General features: G+C 70.7%; 15 protein-coding genes. 9 read left to right on the top strand and 6 right to left on the bottom strand.

Annotation, left to right across the window (positions count from 1 at the left end):
• The first annotated feature begins 18 nt into the window (after positions 1–18).
• Positions 19–2,085, top strand: a complete 2,067-nt coding sequence (locus tag ACFQ2D_RS11365; RefSeq protein ID WP_280941090.1) for a tetratricopeptide repeat protein — start codon at positions 19–21, stop codon at positions 2,083–2,085.
• A gap of 20 nt (positions 2,086–2,105) precedes the next feature.
• Complete coding sequence (locus ACFQ2D_RS11360) at positions 2,106–2,720, top strand: YbhB/YbcL family Raf kinase inhibitor-like protein (protein ID WP_280941089.1); 615 nt, start codon at positions 2,106–2,108, stop codon at positions 2,718–2,720.
• A gap of 144 nt (positions 2,721–2,864) precedes the next feature.
• On the opposite strand, the gene ACFQ2D_RS11355 is transcribed toward ACFQ2D_RS11360, so the two are convergent.
• A complete protein-coding gene (locus ACFQ2D_RS11355; RefSeq protein WP_280941088.1) occupies positions 2,865–3,338 on the bottom strand; it encodes an META domain-containing protein in 474 nt (157 codons plus the stop codon).
• A gap of 163 nt (positions 3,339–3,501) precedes the next feature.
• On the opposite strand from ACFQ2D_RS11355, the gene ACFQ2D_RS11350 reads away from it, so the two are divergent.
• Positions 3,502–3,900 carry a VOC family protein gene (locus ACFQ2D_RS11350; protein WP_280941087.1) on the top strand — a complete coding sequence of 133 codons (399 nt, stop codon included), beginning with the start codon at positions 3,502–3,504 and terminating at the stop codon, positions 3,898–3,900.
• Positions 3,901–4,100: 200 nt separating this feature from the next.
• The gene (locus ACFQ2D_RS11345; RefSeq protein WP_280941086.1) at positions 4,101–5,360 is read left to right on the top strand and encodes an RNA polymerase sigma factor; all 1,260 of its coding nucleotides are present in this window, start codon (positions 4,101–4,103) and stop codon (positions 5,358–5,360) included.
• A 9-nt stretch (positions 5,361–5,369) separates the two neighbouring features.
• Here the strand turns inward: ACFQ2D_RS11345 and ACFQ2D_RS11340 are convergent, their stop codons facing one another.
• The 3 genes from ACFQ2D_RS11340 to ACFQ2D_RS11330 all read right to left on the bottom strand — a co-directional run bounded on the left by ACFQ2D_RS11340 (position 5,370) and on the right by ACFQ2D_RS11330 (position 7,378).
• Entirely contained in the window at positions 5,370–5,972 is a 603-nt protein-coding gene (locus tag ACFQ2D_RS11340) for a YceI family protein (RefSeq protein ID WP_280941085.1), read from the bottom strand.
• Positions 5,973–6,015: 43 nt separating this feature from the next.
• A complete protein-coding gene (locus ACFQ2D_RS11335) occupies positions 6,016–6,405 on the bottom strand; it encodes a VOC family protein (RefSeq protein ID WP_280941084.1) in 390 nt (129 codons plus the stop codon).
• Between the two features lie 178 nt (positions 6,406–6,583).
• Positions 6,584–7,378: an undecaprenyl-diphosphate phosphatase gene (locus ACFQ2D_RS11330; protein WP_280941083.1), complete on the bottom strand. Its 795-nt coding sequence runs from the start codon at positions 7,376–7,378 to the stop codon at positions 6,584–6,586.
• Positions 7,379–7,663: 285 nt separating this feature from the next.
• On the opposite strand from ACFQ2D_RS11330, the gene glnA reads away from it, so the two are divergent.
• From glnA to ACFQ2D_RS11305, 5 genes are all read left to right on the top strand, one after another.
• Complete coding sequence (glnA, locus tag ACFQ2D_RS11325) at positions 7,664–9,073, top strand: type I glutamate--ammonia ligase (protein ID WP_280941082.1); 1,410 nt, start codon at positions 7,664–7,666, stop codon at positions 9,071–9,073.
• A 321-nt stretch (positions 9,074–9,394) separates the two neighbouring features.
• On the top strand, positions 9,395–10,099 hold the full coding sequence (locus ACFQ2D_RS11320) for a TorF family putative porin (RefSeq protein ID WP_280941081.1): 705 nt from the start codon (positions 9,395–9,397) through the stop codon (positions 10,097–10,099).
• Between the two features lie 26 nt (positions 10,100–10,125).
• On the top strand, positions 10,126–10,464 hold the full coding sequence (locus ACFQ2D_RS11315; RefSeq protein ID WP_280941080.1) for a P-II family nitrogen regulator: 339 nt from the start codon (positions 10,126–10,128) through the stop codon (positions 10,462–10,464).
• A 22-nt stretch (positions 10,465–10,486) separates the two neighbouring features.
• Positions 10,487–11,875, top strand: a complete 1,389-nt coding sequence (locus ACFQ2D_RS11310; protein WP_280941079.1) for an ammonium transporter — start codon at positions 10,487–10,489, stop codon at positions 11,873–11,875.
• Between the two features lie 327 nt (positions 11,876–12,202).
• Positions 12,203–12,973 (top strand): N-acetylmuramoyl-L-alanine amidase, encoded by a 771-nt coding sequence (locus tag ACFQ2D_RS11305; RefSeq protein WP_280941078.1) that lies wholly within the window; start codon positions 12,203–12,205, stop codon positions 12,971–12,973.
• 656 nt (positions 12,974–13,629) lie between these two features.
• Here ACFQ2D_RS11305 and ku read toward each other — a convergent pair.
• On the bottom strand, positions 13,630–14,541 hold the full coding sequence (gene ku / locus ACFQ2D_RS11300) for a non-homologous end joining protein Ku (protein ID WP_280941077.1): 912 nt from the start codon (positions 14,539–14,541) through the stop codon (positions 13,630–13,632).
• A 105-nt stretch (positions 14,542–14,646) separates the two neighbouring features.
• A complete protein-coding gene (locus ACFQ2D_RS11295) occupies positions 14,647–15,672 on the bottom strand; it encodes an HDOD domain-containing protein (RefSeq protein ID WP_280941076.1) in 1,026 nt (341 codons plus the stop codon).
• Positions 15,673–15,826 lie beyond the last annotated feature (154 nt).

The following is a 15,826-nucleotide window of genomic DNA, read 5'->3' as shown; positions in this document are numbered from 1 at the left end:
CCGCTACGGATTTCCCCCATGCAAGTAGACGTCATCACCGCGCTGCGCAGCGGCCGCACCGCCGAGGGCCTGGCCATGGCCACCCGCTGGGCCGGGCAGGCGCCGCAGGACCCGCAGGCCCAGCGCCTGCTCGCGGTCGCACAGGCTGCCAGCGGCGACCTGGAAGCCGCCCACGTCAGCCTCGACCGCGCGCTCGCGCTGGCCCCTGACGACGCCAGTCTGCATTACCAGCGCGCCACCCTGTTCGTCGGTGGGCGACGCGCCGAGGAAGCACGTTCGGCGCTTTCGCAGAGCCTTGCGCTCGACGCCAACGAGATGCGGGCCTACCTTCTCCAGGCACAGCTGGCGCTTTGGGACCGCGATCTCGAGCAGGCCGAACGACAACTGCAGCTGGCCATGCGCGTGCAGCCCGACCACCCGGGCCTGCTGACATTGCGCGGCCTGGTGCTGCTGCAGCGTGGGCGTCCGCAGGAAGCTTCGGCGCTGCTGGTGCACGCAGTCGGTGTCGCCCCCGAAGATCCGCAGACGCGTTACACCCTGGGCCTGGCCTTCCTCGCACAGGGGCACGGTGCCTTTGCCGAGCAGGCGTTCGCCCGCGTGCTCGAACGTTTCCCGGGGGCGCATGCGGTGCGGCGCCTGCTCGCCGAGTCGATCCGACAGCAGGGCCGCCCCGTCGAAGCGGCGGACGTGCTTGAGGCTGGCGTGCGGGACAGTGGGGCGGCGAGCGCCGACCTGCTGCGCTTCGCGGGCGAACTCCGCCTCCAGGCCGGGCAGATCGAGCAAGCGGTGGCGCTGCTCAAGCGCGGCGCGAAGGCCGCGCCGGAGGACCGGCGGCTGCTCGACGCCCTCATTGCGGCACTGCGGCGGCAGGGCGACGCGGCTGACGCGCGACGCACGATCGAAGACGCCCTGGCCGCAGCTCCGCACATCGACGGCCTCTGGTCGGCGCGTCTGTCGTTCGAGCCGGCGGACGGCGACTACGCCGGGATCGCCGAACGCTGGGAGGCGGCCATTCCGGGATCGGTGCCTGCGATGCAGCTGAAGATGTGGCTGGCCGCGCGCGCCGGCGATGCGGCCACCGCGCGCATCCATGCAGATCGCATCGTGGCGCGGGAGCCACTCCACTTCGAGGCCAACGTTCAGATTATCCACGCGCTGTTCCTTGAGGATCCGGCTGCGGCGGTTTCCCACATCGAGTCGCTGCTGCCCGGCGTCAGCGACGAGCGCTCGTTGCACATGGTGCTCGGCTGGCTGGGCCGCGCGCAGGACCGCGCTGGCCGTCATGCCGATGCCGTGGCGACCTGGCAGCGGCTGGCGGCGGTGGCCGACGCGCAATCCCTGCCGTTGCCCGTTGCGAGCGGCGCAACCGTTCCTGCCGTGACGGAGTCGCCAGCGACGGGCGGCCAAGGCCCGGTGTTCCTGTACGGCCCGCCCGGTTCGGGAGTGGAGCGCGTGGTGGGAACGCTAAACGGCTCGCTGCCGGCCCGGATGAGGATGGATCGGATGGAGCCAGTGCCGCCCGCCGATCCGCTGCAGGTGCCCGCCACTGCGACGGCGCTTGCGACGGGCACCTTGACGCCGCAGGCCGTGGCCGGCGGCTGGCGGTCCGCGCTGCCAGCGCGCCAGGCCGATGCCGGGACGGTGATCGACTGGCTGCCCTGGTGGGATCCAGCGCTGCTACCCGTTCTGGCGGCAATCCCCGGTGCGTCGCTGTGGCTGGTGCTGGCCGATCCCCGCGACATGCTGGTCGACTGGCTGCAGCGCGGCACGAGTTACCAGCGTTTCCACGTCCAATCCGCAACCGCGGCCGCGAGCTGGCTGGCTGGCGTGCTCGAGCCAATGTCGGCGCTCATCGATGCGCCGCCGCTGCAGTTGCGCGTGGTGCGCATGGACGACATCGCCGAGGACGCTCCGGCGATCGCCCACCGCTTGGGCGAACTGGTCGGTGCAGCGCTCTCGCCCCTGCGCGGGTTGGGGCCGACGCGGTTGGCGTCGGGGCGCTGGCGCAGCTATGCGCAGGTGCTGGCCGAACCGTTCGCCCTGCTGGCGCCCGCGGCCAAGGCGCTGGGCTATCCTGAAGACTGATCCTTCTGGGAGGTCTTGCGATGCAGATCCGCAGCGACAGCTTCGCGCACCGTGGCCCGATCCCGGCGGAGTTCGCCATGGGCGCCGCAGACGGATTCGGCGGCAACCGCAATCCGCACCTGGCCTGGGACGGCGCGCCCGAGGGCGCGCGTTCGTTCGCGCTGCTGTGCATCGACACCGACGCGCCCACCGATCCGTCGCTCGCCGGGAAAGCCGGCGTCGAGATCCCGGTGGCGCATCCGCGCGGCGATTTCGTGCACTGGGCCATGGCGGACATTCCGGCGACCGTGCGCGAGATCGCCGCAGGCAGCTGCAGCGACGGCATCGACCGGGGCGGCAAGCGCGCGCCGGCCGGACCGTCGGGCGCGCGCCAGGGCCTGAACGACTACACCGGCTGGTTCGCCGGGGACGCCGACATGGGCGGCGACTATCTCGGCTACGACGGTCCGTATCCGCCGCCCAACGACCTGCGCGTGCACCGCTATTTCTTCCGCGTGTTCGCGCTCGACCTCGACACCCTGCCGCTGCCGGAGAAGTTCGGCGCCGGTGACGTGCTGCGCGCGATGCAGGGCCACGTGCTGGCCGAAGCCGCGATCTACGGCACCTATACGCTCAATCCCGCCGCGGGCGGCTGACCCGCGCGCCGTGCCGGGCGCGGCGATGACTGCGCCGCCGAGCGGGTGCCCATGGCGCGGGCAGACCCAGCGGCGACCCGAATGCACCGGGCGTCGCATCGTCGACGCCGGCCGGCTCATCGGAGCGGGGAAAGGCGGGGTCGGCTACGGTCCCGCCGCCGCCTCCAGCACCAGCCGGTCGCCGTCCGCGGTCGACAGCACCAGGCGACCGTCCTGCAGGCTGGCCGACAGCGCACCCTGCAGTCGTGCTGCGACGGCTTCGTCGGCCGCCATCAGCGCGCCGCCGCCGCAGAACATCTTGGTCTGGGCCGCCGGTCCGACCTGCAGCGTCCCGCCGTCCAGGGTGTAGGCGGCGCTGAGGCGGTTGCAGCCGCCGCTGACCGCGATCCGCCCGTCCGCGAACGCGAACCGCAATGGCGCCGCCGCATCGGGGAACAGCGCGTCGATGCGCCGTCCGCCGGCGTCGGTGGCCGAGGCCAGGCGCCAGCCGTGCGCGCCCAACGCCTGCGCATCGACCGCGCCGGCCGGGTCCGGGTCGGTGGCCGCGGCGCCGGGCGGCGGAGAGGCGCAGGCCGCCAGGGCGAACAACAGCGGCAACAGGGGAATGACGGTGCGCATCGCGATCTCCTTGCCGGTCCTGCGGGTGCCCGGATGGGGCGCCAGCCTACGCCGGCATCCGCGGCAGCGGCGTGAACCGGTGTCGATCCACGTGCCACCCGCTCGTCGTCGGGACAGGCGATGCGGCAGGCCGCGTCGCACCCTCCGCCCCACGGGACACGCCATGTCGCGCCAGGTCTTCGTCAACCTCCCGGCCAGGGAGCTGTCCGTTTCGGTCGCCTTCTTCACCGGGCCCGGCTTCCGCTTCGATCCGCGATTCTCCGACGGCAACGCGACCTGGATGGTCGTCGCCGACGGCATCCGCGTGATGCTGCAGGTCGAGCCGTTCGTCCAGACGTTCACCGACCGGCGCATCGCCGATGCGCGCAGCCATGCCGAGGTGCTGGTCTGGCGGTCCTGCCACCGCGAGGCCGAGGTCGACGACCTGGCAGCGCGTGCCGTCTCCGCCGACGGGCGTGCGCACCGCACGCCGCAAGACCATGGCTTCATGTACGCGCACGGCTTCGGGGATCCGGATGGCCACCTCCGGGAGCTGGTGCGCATGCGGTCGACGCCGGCATGAGCATGTTCGCGCTGCTGCTGCGGCGCGCATGCCGCCCGGCCGCGCCGCGCGAGCGCGGCTCGGCGCCGCCGCTCCCGCCGCAGGCCACGTCACCGGCCTCGCCCACGCGGCGCGTGCCTCCGCAGCCGGGTCCGCGTCGGCGCGAGGCATGACCGTGGCCGCTTGCGCGTCGCCGCCGCCCGGTGGTCTGATGCGGACCCATGTCCGCCGACCTGCACCGCAGCATCGACGCCGTCTGGCGCGCGGAGTCCCCGCGGATCATCGCCGCGCTGATGCGGCTGGTGCGCAACCTCGACCTGGCCGAGGAACTGGCGCAGGACGCGCTGGTCAGCGCGCTGGAACGCTGGCCCGCGGGCGGCGAGCCTGACAATCCCGGTGCATGGCTCATGGCCGCCGCCAAGAACCGCGCGCTGGACCATCTCCGTCGCGAGGCCATGCTTGCGCGCAAGCATGCGCAGATCGCGCAGGAGCTCGACGGCGTCCACGACGAACTGCACGCCACGCGCGAGGCGGCGCTCGACGACGATATCGGCGACGACCTGCTGCGGCTGATCTTCGTCGCCTGCCACCCGCTGCTGTCGCGCGACGCCCAGGCGGCGTTGACCCTGCGCCTGCTGTGCGGGCTGACCACCGACGAGATCGCGCGCGCCTTCCTGGTGCCCGAGGCCACCGTCGCCCAGCGCATCGTGCGAGCCAAGCGCACCCTCGGCGAGGCCGACGTGCCGTTCGAGGTGCCCCGTCGCGAAGACCTGCCCGAACGCCTGTCGGCGGTGCTGGGCGTGGTCTACCTCGTGTTCAACGAAGGCTATGCCGCCACCGCGGGCGAGGACTGGATGCGGCCGGGGCTGTGCGCCGAGGCGCTGCGCCTGGGGCGGCTGCTGGTCGGCCTGGCGCCGGGCGAACCCGAGGCTTTCGGCCTGCTCGCGCTGATGGAACTGCAGGCCTCGCGCGCGCAGGCGCGCACCGGCCCCGATGGCGAACCGGTGCTGCTGCAGGACCAGGATCGCGGCCGCTGGGACCGCGCGGCGATCGAACGCGGCCTGCGCGCGCTGGTGCAGGCCGAACGCCTGGCGGCCGCACCGGGGCCGTACACGCTGCAGGCGGCGATCGCGGCCTGCCACGCGCGCGCTTCCAGCGTGGACACGACCGACTGGGGCCGCATCGTCGCGCTCTACGACGCGCTGGCGGCGCTGGCGCCGTCGCCCGTGGTCGCGCTCAACCGCGCGGTCGCGGTATCGATGCATGCCGGTCCGGGCGAAGCGCTGGGCCTGGTCGACGCGCTCGCCGACGTGCCTGCGCTGCGTGGCTACCACCTGCTGCCGGCGGTGCGCGGCGACCTGCTGCAGAAACTGGGTCGGGCAGGCGAGGCGCGCAGCGAGTTCTTGCGCGCGGCGGGCATGGCGCGCAACGCGCGCGAGCGCGCCCTGCTGCAGGCGCGTGCGGAGGCCTGCCTCTACTGACTGGTCCGCTCAGGGCGCGGCCGGCGCCTCGATGGCCACCGCTTCGACCTGGATGCGCAGGGTCACCGTCATGTCGAAGCCGTAGTCCGTGCCGGCGTCCATGCCGAACTCGTCGCGCTCGAAGCTGGCCAGCGCATCGGCGCCGCACAGCTCGCGGCCGTGCACCGGGTGCGGCATGCACTTGAAGCTGCGGATCTCCAGCGACAGCGGCCGGGTGACGCCACGCAGGGTCAGCTCGCCGTCGGCCCGCGTCGGACGGCCGTCGACGAAGCCGGTCAGCCGTCCGCTGTAGCGCGCCTGCGGCCAGCGCGCGGCATCGAACAGCGATGGCCCGCGCGCCTGCGCATTCATCGCTTCCAGGCCGAAGTCGATGCTGGCGATCTCGACTACCGCCTCGATCCGACCGCTACGGGCGTCCCGGTCCAGGTGCACGCTGCCGTGCGTGTCGTTGAACTTGCCGCGCCACACCGACAATCCGCCCAGGTGGTCGGCCTCGAAGCTGGGAAAGGTGTGCGCCGGGTCGAACGCATAGGCGGTCTCGGCCGCTGGGGCGGGGGCGAACGCCGCAAGCGCCAGCAATGCCGCAGCGGACCGGGTCGTGCGATGGATCATCGTGGCGGGCCTCATGCCGGAAGGATGCGCGCGGGGCGCGAGATCACTGCATCGAATGCAGGCCGATCAGGTTGCCCTCGGTGTCGAAGGCCAGGACGATGAAACCGTACTCGCCGATCGACATCTTCTCGCGATGCACGCGTCCGCCGGCGGACGCGACCCGCGCGCCGGTCGCCCCGCAGTCCTCGCAGGCGAAGTAGACCAGGGTGCCGCCCGCCCCCGAGGGCACGCCCGCCATCCGGCACAGCGCGCCGTTGGCGCCATAGCGCTCCATGTCGCCCGGGAACGACCACATCTCCAGGTCCTCGCCGCTGCCCTCGGGCAGCTTCAGCGCTTCGAGGCGGATCCGGAAGACGGACTCGTAGAAGGCGCGGGCGCGCGCCATGTCCTGGACGTAGATCTCGAACCAGTTGACGGAGTTGACGGCTGGCATGCGTGTTCCTCGCGGGGCCGCGGCCCCTGTGGTGGGCGGAAACACCGCGCAGGTGATGGCCTGCTCGGCTCCGTCATCGACGACGAACCAGGCCGGTGCGTTTCGACACGGCGGCGGGACTCCGCGAGCGGGGCCGGGCAGGGCGCGCCGCAGGACCACGGCCCGGGGTGCGTGCCGGTCAGTCCCCGGCCGGCAGCCACAGCAGCAGGGCCGCGCCGAGCGCGATGCGGTACACGGCGAAGCCGGTGAAGCGGTGGCGCTTGATGTAGCCCAGCAGCCACTTCACCACCACGAATCCGGTGGCCGTGGCCGCGGCGAAGGCCAGGCCCACGTCGCCCCAGGCCTCGCCGCCGAGGCCGCCGTCCTTCCACAGCTCGAGGAAGGCATAGCCGCTGGCGGCGAACATCGTCGGGATGCCGACCAGGAACACGAACTCGGTCGCCGACGAGCGCCGCCCCAGGCCCGCCAGCATCGCCATGAAGATCGCCGCGGCCGAACGCGAGGTGCCCGGGAACACGCCCGCCACCACCTGGGCCAGGCCCACCAGCACCGCCACCGTCCAGGTGACGTCGGCGCTGTCGCCGCGGCGTTCGGCCACGCGCTCGGCGAAGATCATCCAGATTCCGCCCAGGATCAGCGCCCAGGCCACCGGCGTCACCGTTTCCGGCAGCTCCCAGCCGGCCAGCCGCACCGGCAGCCCGACCAGGGCGGTCACCAGGAAAGCCACCGCCAGCTTCATCGCGTAATCGCGGTTGTCGCGCTCGCGCAGACCCGTGGCCAGCTGCCAGATGCGCTGGCGGAACACGAGCGTGATCGCCAGGATCGCGCCGGCCTGGATCACGATGTTGAAGAAGTCCGAACGTGCGCCCAGCCAGTACTGCGCGATCAGCAGGTGCCCGGTGCTCGACACCGGCAGGAACTCGGTCAGCCCTTCGAGGATGCCCAGCAGGAGGGCGGACAGCGGATCGGACATGGGGTCGGTTCTGGCGGGGGTCGGCAGGATAACGAAAACCCTCCGCGCCGCCGGCCGGGTGGCGGCTGCACGTGGGGCGGACCGCGCAGTCGAGCCCAGCGGACCGTGGACGCGAGCGTCGCCCCAACTTGGTGCAACCATCACAGGGTCTTCACCAATTGCGTGCGGCGGATCTTCTGTCCGTCCCGATTGCCATCGCAAATCAACGACTTAGGGAATTGCTCGCGTTGGCACGTCGCTTGCTCCACTGTGACCATCCCTTCGCAAACCCAGAGGCTGTTGCCGATGTCGCTCGAAAACGTGGAAAAGCTGATCAAGGACCACAAGGTCGAATTCGTCGACCTGCGCTTCGTGGACATGCGCGGCGTGCAGCAGCACGTCACCTTCCCGGCGAGCATCGTCGAGCCCGCGCTGTTCGAGGAGGGCAAGATGTTCGACGGCTCCTCCATCGCCGGCTGGAAGGGCATCAACGAGTCGGACATGATCCTGCTGCCCGACGCGTCCACCGCCTACCTGGATCCGTTCTACGCCGATCCCACGCTCAACCTGACCTGCGACATCCTCGACCCGGCGACGATGCAGGACTATTCGCGCGATCCGCGCGGCATCGCGCGTCGCGCCGAGGCCTACCTCAAGTCCAGCGGCATCGCCGACCAGGCGTTCTTCGGCCCCGAGCCCGAATACTTCATCTTCGACTCGGTGCGCTTCGCCAACGAGATGGGCAACACGTTCTTCCATGTCGAGTCCGAGGAAGCGGCCTGGAACACGGGCAAGGAGTACGAAGGCGGCAACAGCGGCTACCGCCCGGGCGTCAAGGGCGGCTACTTCCCGGTCCCGCCGACCGACTCGCTGCATGACCTGCGCGCGGAGATGGTCAAGACGCTCGAGCAGATCGGCATCGAGACCGAGGTGCACCACCACGAGGTCGCGACCGCCGGCCAGTGCGAGATCGGCACCAAGTTCAACTCGCTGGTGAAGAAGGCCGACGAGCTGCTCGCGACCAAGTACGTCATCCGCAACGTCGCCTTCCGTAACGGCAAGACCGCGACCTTCATGCCCAAGCCGATCGTCGGCGACAACGGCAGCGGCATGCACGTGCACCAGTCGCTGGCCAAGGGCGGTCAGAACCTGTTCTCCGGCGACGGCTACGGCGGCCTGTCGCAGATGGCGCTGTGGTACATCGGCGGCATCTTCAAGCACGCGCGCGCGATCAACGCCTTCGCCAACTCGGGCACCAACAGCTACAAGCGCCTGGTGCCGGGCTTCGAGGCGCCGGTGATGCTGGCCTACTCGGCGCGCAACCGCTCGGCGAGCTGCCGCATCCCGTGGGTGTCCAACCCCAAGGCGCGCCGCATCGAGGTGCGCTTCCCCGATCCGCTGCAGTCGGGCTACCTGACCTTCACCGCGCTGATGATGGCCGGCCTGGACGGCATCAAGAACCAGATCGACCCGGGCGGCCCGGCCGACAAGGACCTGTACGACCTGCCGCCGGAGGAGGAGAAGAAGATCCCACAGGTGTGTTCGAGCCTGGACCAGGCGCTGGCCGCGCTCGACGCGGACCGCGACTTCCTCAAGGCCGGCGGGGTGATGAGCGACGACTTCATCGACGGCTACATCGACCTGAAGATGCAGGAGGTCACGCGCTTCCGCGCCGCGACCCATCCGCTCGAATACCAGATGTACTACGGCGTCTGATGCCAGGGGCCGCCTTCCCCCGTTCGCGGGGGAAGGTCGGGGCGAACGGCGCGCGACGCGCCTTCGCGGCCAACCTGCGGTGATACGCGTCCGGCGGCGAGCCGGACGTGCGGCCCTCCCCCACGCGGGCCGCGGACTTTCCACGACGAGGAACGGCGACACGGAAGCGGCATCCAGCAAGAGGCGGGAAAGGCAAGTGGCCGGTCGTACGCACCGCAGAGTGCGCGCCGGCGACCGCGCCAGGGCATGGGGATGCCGGGCGTGGCGGATCGAGCAGCACGCAAGACCGGGGAGGGCTTTCCATCCAATGAGGAGCCTGTCATGTCGTCTCGAAAGATCGCGTTTGCCACACTCCTGTCCACCGGTCTGCTGCTGGCCGGAAACGCAGCCGCGGAAGTCTCGGGCTCGGTCACGGTCGTCAGCGACTACGTGTTCCGTGGCGTCACCCAGACCAACGAGAAGCCCGCCCTGCAGGGCGGCGTGACCTGGGAGCACGAAAGCGGCTTCTACGCCGGGGCCTGGGGCAGCAGCATCAGCTGGCTGTCCGACTCGGATCCGGACATCTCCAGCCAGGTCGAACTGGACGGTTTCATCGGCTACGCCGGCGACTTCGGCGACAGCGGCGTCGGCTACGACGTCGGCGCCAACTACTACTGGTACCCGGGCGACTATCCGGCCGGCTTCACCGACGTCGACACGCTCGAGCTGTACTTCGGCCTGAGCTGGAACGTGCTCAGCGCCAAGTACTCCTACGCCACCACCGACCTGTTCGGCATCCCCGATTCGGACGGCAGCAGCGCGCTCGACCTGGGCGTGGGCTGGGAGTTCGACGGCGGCTGGAGCGTCGGCGCCGGCTACGGCCAGCAGTGGGTCAGCGGCTACGGCGGCGAGCTCGACTACGACTACTGGAAGGTCACCGGCGGCAAGAGCTTCGAGAACGGCTTCGCCATCGGCCTGGAGTGGCACGACACCGACATCAGCGGCGCCGACGACACCGTGCTGGTGTCGCTGTCGAAGTCGTTCTGACCGCGCACCACGACACAGGAGTCACCATGAAACTGATCATCGCCATCATCCGCCCGTTCAAGCTCGACGAGGTGCGCGAGGCGCTGGCCGAGGCCGGCGTGAACGGATTGACCGTCACCGAGGTCAAGGGCTTCGGCCGCCAGAAGGGTCACACCGAGCTGTACCGCGGCGCCGAGTACGTCGTGGATTTCCTGCCCAAGCTCAAGATCGAGGCGGCCGTCTCGGACGAGACCTTCGAAGCCGCGCTCGAGGCGATCAACCGCGCCGCGGGCACCGGCAAGGTCGGCGACGGCAAGGTGTTCGTCGTCGCGCTCGACCAGGTCATCCGCATCCGCACCGGCGAGATTGGCGCCGATGCGCTCTAACCCACTTCCGGAGGCAGTTCCCATGAAGATCCAGAAGCTCTCCGCCGTGGCGTCGCGAAGCCGTCTCCCGGCGTTCGCGCTGCTGTTGCTGTGCCTGCTGGCCGCGATCGCCATGCCGGCGTTCGCCCAGGATGCCGTCGATCCCGCCGCGGCCGAAGTGGCCGAGGTGGCCGCCGCCGTCGTCGAGGAGGCGGCCGCGCCGGCCTTCGACAGCGGCAACATCGCCTGGATGTTGACCTCGACCCTGCTCGTGCTGCTGATGGTGGTGCCGGGCCTGGCGCTGTTCTACGGCGGCATGGTGCGCTCGAAGAACGTGCTGTCGGTGCTGATGCAGGTGCTGGTCGTGTTCTCGATGGTCATCATCCTGTGGGTGTCCTACGGCTACAGCGCCGCGTTCACCGAAGGCAACAACTTCTTCGGCTCGTTCACCGAGAAGGCCTTCCTCAAGGGCATCACCACCAGCAGCGAATCGGCCGGGCTGCCGGAACTGCTGTTCGTGGTGTTCCAGTCCACCTTCGCCGGCATCACCACCGCCCTGATCGTCGGTTCGTTCGCCGAACGCATCAAGTTCAAGGCGGTGCTGCTGTTCTCGGCGATCTGGGTGACCTTCGCCTACCTGCCGATGGTGCACATGGTGTGGAGCGGCGGCTTCCTGGCGCACAAGGGCGTGCTCGACTTCGCCGGCGGCACCGTGGTCCACATCAACGCCGGTATCGCGGGGCTCGTGGGTGCCTACTTCCTGGGCAGGCGCCTGGGCTTCGGCAAGGAAGCGATCAAGCCGCACAACGTGCCGTTCACCTTCATCGGCGCCTCGCTGCTGTGGGTCGGCTGGTTCGGCTTCAACGCCGGCTCGGCCGTGGCCGCGAACGAGATCGCGTCGCTGGCGATGATCAACACCATGGTGGCCACCGCCGCCGGCGTGGTGGCGTGGAGCCTGGTCGAGGCGATCTCCAAGGGCCGTCCTTCCGCGCTCGGCGCGGCGTCCGGCGCCATCGCCGGCCTGGTGGGCATCACCCCCGCCGCGGGCACCGTGGGCCCGATGGGCGCGCTGGTGATCGGCCTGGCCGCCGGCGCGATCTGCGTCTGGGGCGTCAATGGCCTCAAGCGCCTGCTGCGCGTGGACGACACCGCGGACGTGTTCGGCGTGCACGCGGTCGGCGGCATCGTCGGCGCGGTGCTGACCGGCGTGTTCAGCGATGCCTCGCTGGGCGGCACCGGCATCGAGGGCACGATCGGCGCGCAGGTCTGGGCGCAGACTTTCAGCGTGCTGTTCACGATCCTGTGGTGCGCCGTGGTCACCGCGGTGGCCATCCTCATCACCCGCGCGCTGGTCGGCCTGCGCGTGAGCGACGAGGACCAGCGCCAGGGCCTGGACATCGTCTCGCACGGCGAGTCCGCCTACGAGAGCTGAGCCACACCCACCTCCCCCACGAGGTGAAGCGGGCAGCGAAAGCTGCCCGCTTTTTTGTTGGGGGACGACAGCGCTCCGGCGCACGTGTGGTGGCGCTGCCAAGGGCGCTCGCGGACGCCTGGCGGCGGGTAGGGGCAGGCCCGATGGCCAAATCAGGGAGGAGGCGGTGCGAGGGCACCGCCTAGGGACATTGGCGATCGGGCCCGTCTCCACCCGGCACGCCGCACGATCCCCGCCTTGGCAGCCGCAACGAGTTCGGGTGCACTGCGCTTGCAAACCGTCGCCCCCGAACTTGCATTCGCCGCCCCCAGCGGCTGCAATGCGGGCATGACCCGCCCGCTCCGTCTCTTCGGCGCCGCCGCGTGCGCCATCGCGCTGGCCGCGTGCCAGCACACCGCCCCGCGTAACCCGATGGCCACCTGGGTGCCGTCGGACAACCACGACACCCGCCGCGCCCAGGTGATCGTGCTGCACTACACCGAGCAGGACTCGGTCGAACAGAGCCTGCGTACGCTGCGTACGCGCAACCGTGGCGGACCGGTCAGCGCCCACTACCTGGTCGGCGAGGATGGCCGCATCTACCAGCTGGTGTCCGACGAGCATCGCGCCTGGCATGCCGGCGCCGGCAGCTGGGGCACGATCCATGAGCTCAACTCGGCCTCGATCGGCATCGAGATCGACAACGACGGCGTCGAGCCCTTCAGCGACGCGCAGGTCGCCGCGGTGATCGCCCTGCTCGAGGACCTGACCACGCGCCATCGCATCCCGAAGACGGCGGTGATCGGCCATTCGGACCTGGCGCCGGGGCGCAAGATCGACCCGGGTCCGTTGTTCCCCTGGAAACGCCTGCACGACGCCGGTTTCGGCATCTGGCCCGATGCGGACGCGCCCCTGCCGCCGCCGGAGTTCGATCCCATCGATGCACTGCGCCTGGTCGGCTACGCGGTCGACCGCCCGGAAGCGGCGATCCACTCCTACCGCATGCGCTTTCGCGGCGACAACGCCAGGACCCTCGATTCCGAAGACCTGCGCATCCTGTACGCACTGAGCCGCCGCGCATCGCCGGTGGCGAGCGGGCAGGCGACCGCCACCGACTGAGCGGCGCGCGGCAACAGGCGCCACCGGGCTGTGAGGTCTCAAGCGCCTGTTCCCTCCGGCCGGGGGAGGATGCTGGCGTCGCCAGAGATCGTTTCCGAACCGGCGACGGAAGCAGCCTGCACAAGGCTGCCCGGCTGACCCCGGAGGCGCGGGAGGTCCCGATCGATCACCGGGGCGTTGCGTGACCGGCGACCGGTCGCATCGGCACCGGGCATCGGTGGGACGAGGTGCACGTCGCCGTCGACGATCACTCGCGCCTGGCGGCGGCCGGCATTGCGCCGGATGCGGCCAGACGGCAATGGGGATCCTGCACCAGGTCGCGGTGGCCGACCGGAGCCGCGGCGTGAGGTGCCCCGGGGCATGCCCGCCAGCGGATCGCGCTGCGCCTTCCGCGCGCCTGCAGGCGCCTGCCGCGCCCTGTGCCCCGCACACCCGGACGCGGACCCGCACCCCGCGCACCAGCGGCAGGACCGAACGCTTCATCCAGACCGCGCCGTGCCAGTCGGCCGATGCGACATGCTTCCAATCCCGGCGCGAAAATGCGCCGAAGCACAGGTGGCACGACTGCAACCGGCACGTCGTCACACCGCCGCCGGTGGCCTGGTCCCGATCTCCAGAGTGCAGCTCAGCCAACACAAACTGTTGACGCTCCGCGCCTAGCCCGCCTTGCGGGCCTTCGCCGGCTTCTTCGTCGTCTTCTTCGCCGCGGCCTTTTTCTTCGGCGCGGCCTTCTTCGTGGTTTTCGCCGCCGACTTCTTGGCCGGCGTGCGCTTGTTCTCGCCCAGGCTCTTCTGCAGCAGCGAGACGAAATCGACCACGTTGGTGGTCGCGTCCTCGCTCGGCGCCGGCTCCTCGAGCACCTTTGTGGTCGCGCCCTTGTCCTTGATGCGCTTGCGGATGATCGCGGCCAGCCGCTCGCGGAACTCGTCGTGGTAGTCCTCCGGGTTCCACTTCGCCGCCATCGAGTCGACCAGCTGTGTCGCCATCTCCAGCTCCTTGGCGCTGATGCGGTAGTCGCCGGTGTTGCCTTCGGGGAGGTTGTACTCGGACGGATCCACCAGCTCCTGCGGGTAGCGCATCATCATCAGCACCAGCGCATCGCCCAGCGGCATCACCGCCGACAGGTACTCGCGGGTGCGGATCACCACCCGCGCTACGCCGATCTTGCCGGCCTTGCGCAGGGTCTCGCGCAGCAGCACGTACCCCTTCTCGGCCTTCTTGCCGGGCACCAGCACGTAGGGTTTCTCGAAATAGCGGATGTCGATCGCCTCGGCATCGACGAAGGCCTCGATCTCCACGGACTCGTGGGTCTCGGGCGAGGCCGCGGCGATATCGGTCTTCTCGATCACGACGTAGCTGCCCTTGTCGTATTCGAAGGCCTTGACGATCTCCTTCCACGGCACTTCCTCGCCGGTGTCCGCGTTGACCCGCTCGAAGCGGATCGGCTTGCGGTCGCGCGCGTCCAGCATGCGGAACGAGAGGTCGTTGCTGCGCGTACCCGACATCAGCGACACCGGCACGTTGAGCAGGCCGAAGCTGAGGTTGCCGGTCCAGATCGGTCGGGCCATGGCGGAGGCTCCCGCATGAAACAGGGCAGACAGCCTGCCCGGCCCGCCGTGGTGGCCTTGTGCAAGCGCGGCGGACTCGCCCACCGCGCCTCGCCGCCCGGTCGCCTATTCGGCTTCGGATGCGCCGGCCATCGCGCGCCAGCGCGGCAGGCGGTCGAGCTGGCCGACCGAGGACAGGTAGGCCAGGTCGGGCTCGCGGCCGTTGACCAGGGCCGCGGCCACGTGCACCGCACCGGCGACCCAGAAGCTGCCGCGCACGCGCGCGGGGCGGTCGTGGAAGGCCACCGCCTCGACGATCGGGCCGGGCAGGCCCCACAGGCCGAGCAGGTAGGCGCCGGTCGTGCTGTAGGGGGTGGTGGCCGGATCGAGGCCGGTGGTACGCGGCAACAGCAGTCCGACTTCGGCCAGCAGGCCGGCGGTGGCGGCCAGGTCGGCGCTTGGGCCGGCCAGCAGCTTGCCCGCGAGCTGCGAGATGCGCAGGGCGCGGTCGCGCAGTTCGTCGGCCTCGGGGCCGGCGGAGAACACCTCGCTGGCCAGCACCAGCTGGCGCAGCGTGTTGTGGCCCAGGCGCGTGACCGCCGAGCGCAGGTCGGTGATCTCGCGCCCGCCCGAGTAGAAGGCGGAGTTGGACAGGCGCAACACGCGCGCGGCCACGGTCGGGTCCTGCGCCACCACGTCGGCGATCTTGGCCGCGGTCGAGTCCGGGTCGCGCAGCAGCGCGGTCAGCGCCAGGTACTGGCGCGGCGCGGCGGGCAGGGTGCCGACGCGATCGATCGCCTGCTTGAGCGCCGGATCGTCGAGCAGTTCGCGCAGTTCGACGACGCTTTCGATCGCGTCGATCAGCGCCAGCGAATCCAGCGGCTCGTTGAGGATGCGGTGGCTGGTGCCCAGGGCCTCGAGCAGGTCGTGGTCGGCGTCGGACTCGAGCAGCAGGATGCGCACCGCACCGGGATGCTGCCGGCGCAGCTCGCCCAGCACGGCCAGGCCGCCGCTGTTGCCCACCCGCGAAGCACACACCAGCACGTCCGGCGCGCCTTCCGTGCCCGCCGCGGCGACCCCGGCCGCCGTCGGCGCATGCGCCAGCCGCCAGTCCGGGTCGTGTTCGCGCAATTCGCGCCCGACATCGGCCATGTGTCCGGCGTCGCCCCCTACCACCACGATCTGCACAGCAAAGCCCCCTCAGTATGCGTCGGATGCGCAAGATACCCTGCCGCAACGGGCGCTCGTAGCGCGCGCTGCACGTTCTTCCACCACGCGCACAGTTCGCGCGGCCGGTGCGCGCCCG

Source organism: Luteimonas composti, assembly GCF_042678665.1.
GTDB lineage: Bacteria > Pseudomonadota > Gammaproteobacteria > Xanthomonadales > Xanthomonadaceae > Luteimonas > Luteimonas composti.
This window is presented reverse-complemented; position numbering and strand designations above follow the sequence as displayed.

Coding starts and splice junctions, on each gene's coding strand:
- ACFQ2D_RS11365 (WP_280941090.1), top strand. CDS start 19: ATGCAAGTAGACGTCATCACCGCGCTGCGCAGCGGCCGCACCGCCGAG.
- ACFQ2D_RS11360 (WP_280941089.1), top strand. CDS start 2,106: ATGCAGATCCGCAGCGACAGCTTCGCGCACCGTGGCCCGATCCCGGCG.
- ACFQ2D_RS11355 (WP_280941088.1), bottom strand. CDS start 3,338: ATGCGCACCGTCATTCCCCTGTTGCCGCTGTTGTTCGCCCTGGCGGCC.
- ACFQ2D_RS11350 (WP_280941087.1), top strand. CDS start 3,502: ATGTCGCGCCAGGTCTTCGTCAACCTCCCGGCCAGGGAGCTGTCCGTT.
- ACFQ2D_RS11345 (WP_280941086.1), top strand. CDS start 4,101: ATGTCCGCCGACCTGCACCGCAGCATCGACGCCGTCTGGCGCGCGGAG.
- ACFQ2D_RS11340 (WP_280941085.1), bottom strand. CDS start 5,972: ATGATCCATCGCACGACCCGGTCCGCTGCGGCATTGCTGGCGCTTGCG.
- ACFQ2D_RS11335 (WP_280941084.1), bottom strand. CDS start 6,405: ATGCCAGCCGTCAACTCCGTCAACTGGTTCGAGATCTACGTCCAGGAC.
- ACFQ2D_RS11330 (WP_280941083.1), bottom strand. CDS start 7,378: ATGTCCGATCCGCTGTCCGCCCTCCTGCTGGGCATCCTCGAAGGGCTG.
- glnA (WP_280941082.1), top strand. CDS start 7,664: ATGTCGCTCGAAAACGTGGAAAAGCTGATCAAGGACCACAAGGTCGAA.
- ACFQ2D_RS11320 (WP_280941081.1), top strand. CDS start 9,395: ATGTCGTCTCGAAAGATCGCGTTTGCCACACTCCTGTCCACCGGTCTG.
- ACFQ2D_RS11315 (WP_280941080.1), top strand. CDS start 10,126: ATGAAACTGATCATCGCCATCATCCGCCCGTTCAAGCTCGACGAGGTG.
- ACFQ2D_RS11310 (WP_280941079.1), top strand. CDS start 10,487: ATGAAGATCCAGAAGCTCTCCGCCGTGGCGTCGCGAAGCCGTCTCCCG.
- ACFQ2D_RS11305 (WP_280941078.1), top strand. CDS start 12,203: ATGACCCGCCCGCTCCGTCTCTTCGGCGCCGCCGCGTGCGCCATCGCG.
- ku (WP_280941077.1), bottom strand. CDS start 14,541: ATGGCCCGACCGATCTGGACCGGCAACCTCAGCTTCGGCCTGCTCAAC.
- ACFQ2D_RS11295 (WP_280941076.1), bottom strand. CDS start 15,672: ATGGCCGATGTCGGGCGCGAATTGCGCGAACACGACCCGGACTGGCGG.